This window comes from Aeromonas sp. 603079, from assembly GCF_049172135.1.
In the GTDB taxonomy this organism is placed as follows: domain Bacteria; phylum Pseudomonadota; class Gammaproteobacteria; order Enterobacterales; family Aeromonadaceae; genus Aeromonas; species Aeromonas veronii.
In genome coordinates this window covers 1-4,231 of sequence record NZ_JAAKPX010000042.1, presented here as the reverse complement: position 1 = coordinate 4,231, position 4,231 = coordinate 1, and the positions used below count along the sequence as shown (strand labels likewise).

The window sequence follows — 4,231 nt, the reverse complement described above, 5'->3', positions numbered from 1 at the left end:
TATCCATGATGGTAGACCTCAAGGTGATGGCCTACTTCAAGATTAGCCTTTCAACACGTAATTGGGACAGAGCCAAATAAAAACGGGGAGGCTGTCAGCCTCCCCGTTTTTTCTGGTCAGTTATCTGCGTGATGAGCGGTAATTCGCTCACATCACTGGTTCGCCAGACACTGGGTATGGGAGCCCGGTTGCAGGTAAGGCGTCAGCAGGGGAGCCATCCCCTTGAGCACCTGCACCGGCAGCGCCGAGGTGAAGCGGAACTTGTCAGACTGGCTACCCGGTACATAGGCGGTCAGGGTACCGAAGTGATCCTCACCCAGATAGAAAACGAAGGTCGCGGTGCGGTTGCGCGCCAGCGAGCTGGTCACGTTGCCATAACGACCCACGGTTTCAATCCGGTTATCCCCGGTCCCGGTCTTGCCCCCCATCTGCAGCACAGTGCCATCCGGCAGGGTAAAGGCACCGGCGATACGTCTTGCCGTGCCCCCTTCAACCACCTTGGAAAGCGCACTGCGCAGGGCGGCCGCCACCTCTGCCGGCATCACCCGGGTACCCTCGGTGTGCTGCGGCTCAAACTCGGTCTCGAAGGGCGTCCCCTTGGCGAACGAGAGGTGCTCGATACGCAGGGTTGGCGAGCGGACACCGCCATTCTGGATAATCCCCATCAGCTCGGCCAGTGCAGCCGGGCGATCGCCGGAGCTACCCAACGCGGTCGCCAGCGAAGGCACCAGATGGTCGAACGGGTAACCGAGCTTGGCCCAGCGCTGATGGATATCGAGGAAGGCTTCAACCTCCAGCATGGTGCGGATCCGGCTGTCACGGGCACTGCGATGACGGGTCTTGAACAGCCAGCTGTAGACCTCTTGTCGCTCGTCACGACTGGCCGCCACCGCGTCGGCAAAGGTCGCCTTGTCGAACTCCTTGAGATAGGCCAGCAACCACAGCTCCAGCGGGTGAACCCGGGCGATGTAGCCCTGATCCGGCAGTGAATACTTGCCCGGGCCATAGCTCACATAGAGCTGATTGACCCGCTTGGCGCTCAACTTCTCCCGCGGCAACCGCTCCGCCAGGAAGGCAGCAAATGCGGCTTCGCTGGCTTCCGGCATCAGGTAGCGGTGAACCGCCGCCAGACGTACCGCACTCGGCTTGAGACCGTCAAGGAAGGTATCGAGCTGCTCCTCGGGAGTCTTGCCGCGATATTTGCGCCAGAAGCGCAGCAGATAGGTCTGGCCCTCTTTGTCAGCAAATTTGGCCAGATACTCCTGACGACGGGGATCCTTGTCATCCTTCAGCAACTGGGCACGGTTGCCCTCCTTGTAGAGGCTGTAGCGCACGATATCGCGCATCAGCCGCACAAAGGGCAAGTTAATCGACTCACGCAAAGAGTCACGCAACGTCGGAATACGATTGTTATCCTCGCGGCGGAAGTTGTTGAAGGTGTGCATGCCGCCACCGGTAAAGAACCCTTCGTTGGGGCTGGCGGAGTATTTGCGATCCAGCGCCGCTTCCAGCATCACAGGCAGGCTCTTGTCCTGAGCCGTCATCAGATAGGAGATGGCCCAACGGCTGAGGTTGTCCTGAGAGACGGCAGCCAGCTTGCGCAGATTCTCGACCGGCATCCCGGCATAGTTGTCGTGCAGCTCGGCCACGATCTCCAGATAGGTGGTCAGCACCCGCAACTTGGCGGTTGAGCCCAACTCCAGCTTTGAACCTTCGTTGATATCGAACGGCTGATCGGTGTTGTCGGTCTGCACCCGCACCTTGAACCCTTCCGGCGACTTCTCGAACAGGGTGAAGCTGTAGCGCACATCGCCGGTCTTCTCCGGCGAGAGCAGGCGCTCACCAAACAGCCCTACCTGAGCGGCAAACGTCGGGTCGGCCAGCTGTTGCAGATAACGGGAGATTTCGTTCTGCAACGGCATGTTGAGGCTGGTATCGGCGGTCAGATCCATCCGGTCGAGGTCATAGAGCTGTACTCCGAGCTGACGGCTCAGGCGAGTACGGGCAACCTGCAACCCCTTGTTGTTGTTCACCCGGGTGATAGCCGGGGACTGCAGGAAGTCACGAAACGTAATCTTGGCCTTGAGCGCCGCCTCCATCAGAGGTGGCGTGATCATTCCCTCCTGCACAAACAGGCGCAGGTAGCTGTCGGTCAGGGTAGCCAATGCCTCTCGCCCTTGAGCCAGATAGTAAGAGGGACGGCGGTGCGCAATCATCAGCGAGACGACCTGACGCAGGGCAAGCCCCTGTTCGGCCAGCGGTGTGTTCTGGTTGCGGGCGGGGTCCAGCAGACGGTTCACGTCATCAACATTGGCACCAAACCAGACCCAGAGACCATCTCCCAGACCATGCACTTCACCATATCCCGGCGCAGCCGAGAGCGGTACCGAGTTGAGGTAGGCCCAGGCGACCAGTTTGCGCGCTTCGAGGGTGTCCGGCCCGAGACGATAAGCCCGCACGCTGGCAGAGGCCATCTGACGGATCTTCTCGGTCGGCGACAGGGTCAGGCCATCCGGCGAGTGGCGATACTTCTCCACCTGGGTCGCCAGGGTACTGCCACCGGCAGATTGATCCTGCATATCGAGCGCCTTGCCCACTTGAGAGAGCGCGGCCTTGGCAAAACGGGGCCAGTCGACCGCCGGGTTGGCCAACGGCTCTTCGTTGCTCAGCAAGTCGCGGTTCTCGATAAACAGCAGCGACTGGATGACAAGAGGCGGAATGGAGTCAAAATCCGGATAGTGATGGGTCGGATACTTGAATTGATAGAAAGGTTCTGCGCGGCAATCGTGCAACGTCAGGCCAGCCTGCACCTTCTCGGTATAGGGCACGAAGAAGCCACGACTGGCGTAGTCATAGAGCGCGTCGGAGAAATGCACCTGCTTGCTGACTTCATAGCCCCGCTGAAGCAAACGCTCCTGCATCATCGGCAGTTGCACATAGCCGAGCCGCTTGTCGAACGGGCCATCCTCAGGGAAAGCGATCTGCTTGCTCTGGCCTGGCTCGACCTGATAGGTGAGCTTGGCGGCATAGCGGGAGATCTCCTGAGATTGCAGCTTCGAGGTTTTCATCTCATAGCCAACCAGAGCGATCACCGCCCCCAAGCACAATAAAAAGAGAAAACAGAACAGCCAACGCCACCAGGGACGACGCTTGCGCTTTGGGTTCCCGTCCGAGGTCTGGACAGATGAATCTTGAGATGCCACTTGTGTCAAATCCGTCTGTTCTGATGCGCCCATATCAGCCCCACCATGGTTGCGCAATTTATTGTGTTTCACTCAAGCTTAGTCTTTTCAAGTCAATGGCTTGAAACTATTGACCGCTTTGTAGTGATGGTAACAGGGCAATTCTAAAAAGGGGAGCCGATTGTTGCAGGAGTGGCAGAGATCCGAGCTGATAACAAAACACCGGCCAGTGGCCGGTGTTTCTTAAGCGAAAGCGCAACGCTTATTTGTGAGAGCTCATGCCCTTCAGCTTGGTGCTCAGCTCTTTACGCTCTTTGGAGAGCTCGGCGTTCTTGATGATGTGGTCATCCACGCGCTCTTCATAGTCGGCACGCATGTTGGCGATGATCGCCTGCACATCATCAATGCTCATGCCCGGCTTGATATAGTCGCTCAGGTTGTCGAGCAGCAGCACGCGCTTCTGGTTGTCACGGATCTTCTTCTCGTTATCCGCAATTTCACGCTTGAGTTTGTTCTGGCGACGGGACATACGCACATATTCCAGTACATCGCTGAAGGTGGACTTATTTACTTGTTCCATATCGATACCACTGACTTAAGGTTGATAAAAACTGGCCAAGTTACACCTGGAGCCCGACACACTCAGCGCGGGACAGGCAAACTCAAGATGCCCTTACTCTACCGAGTTATAAACGAGATACAACCCTAATCGCGCGCCATGAACAGAGTTTGGCCAAAAGTAAACCAGTTAAAATGGCCAGTAATCCATCAGATAAGAGCTTGATATAGATAGAAAATGGAGGAGATAACAGGGTTTTAGTTCTCTTCCTTCAGATAAATGCTAACACTGGCTGTTTAACACGCTAAAAACACCAAAGCCCGGTCGTGAGACTGGGCTTTGACGTTCATTCTGGTGTGCAACCATCGGAGTCAGTGGGTAAAACCGCCCATAGCAAAAAGGCCTTCCCAATCGGGAAGGCCTTCAAATTAGTGGCGGAGCGGACGGGACTCGAACCCGCGACCCCCGGCGTGACAGGCCGGTATTCTAA

At 57.1% G+C, this 4,231-nt stretch carries 2 protein-coding genes; both read right to left on the bottom strand.

Going from position 1 to position 4,231, the window contains the following annotated elements:
- Positions 1-152: 152 nt before the first annotated feature.
- On the bottom strand, positions 153-3,236 hold the full coding sequence (locus tag G5287_RS20720) for a transglycosylase domain-containing protein (RefSeq protein ID WP_227341864.1): 3,084 nt from the start codon (positions 3,234-3,236) through the stop codon (positions 153-155).
- A 208-nt stretch (positions 3,237-3,444) separates the two neighbouring features.
- Positions 3,445-3,762: a PTS system regulator TmaR gene (tmaR, locus tag G5287_RS20715; protein ID WP_005336024.1), complete on the bottom strand. Its 318-nt coding sequence runs from the start codon at positions 3,760-3,762 to the stop codon at positions 3,445-3,447.
- Positions 3,763-4,231: the final 469 nt, after the last annotated feature.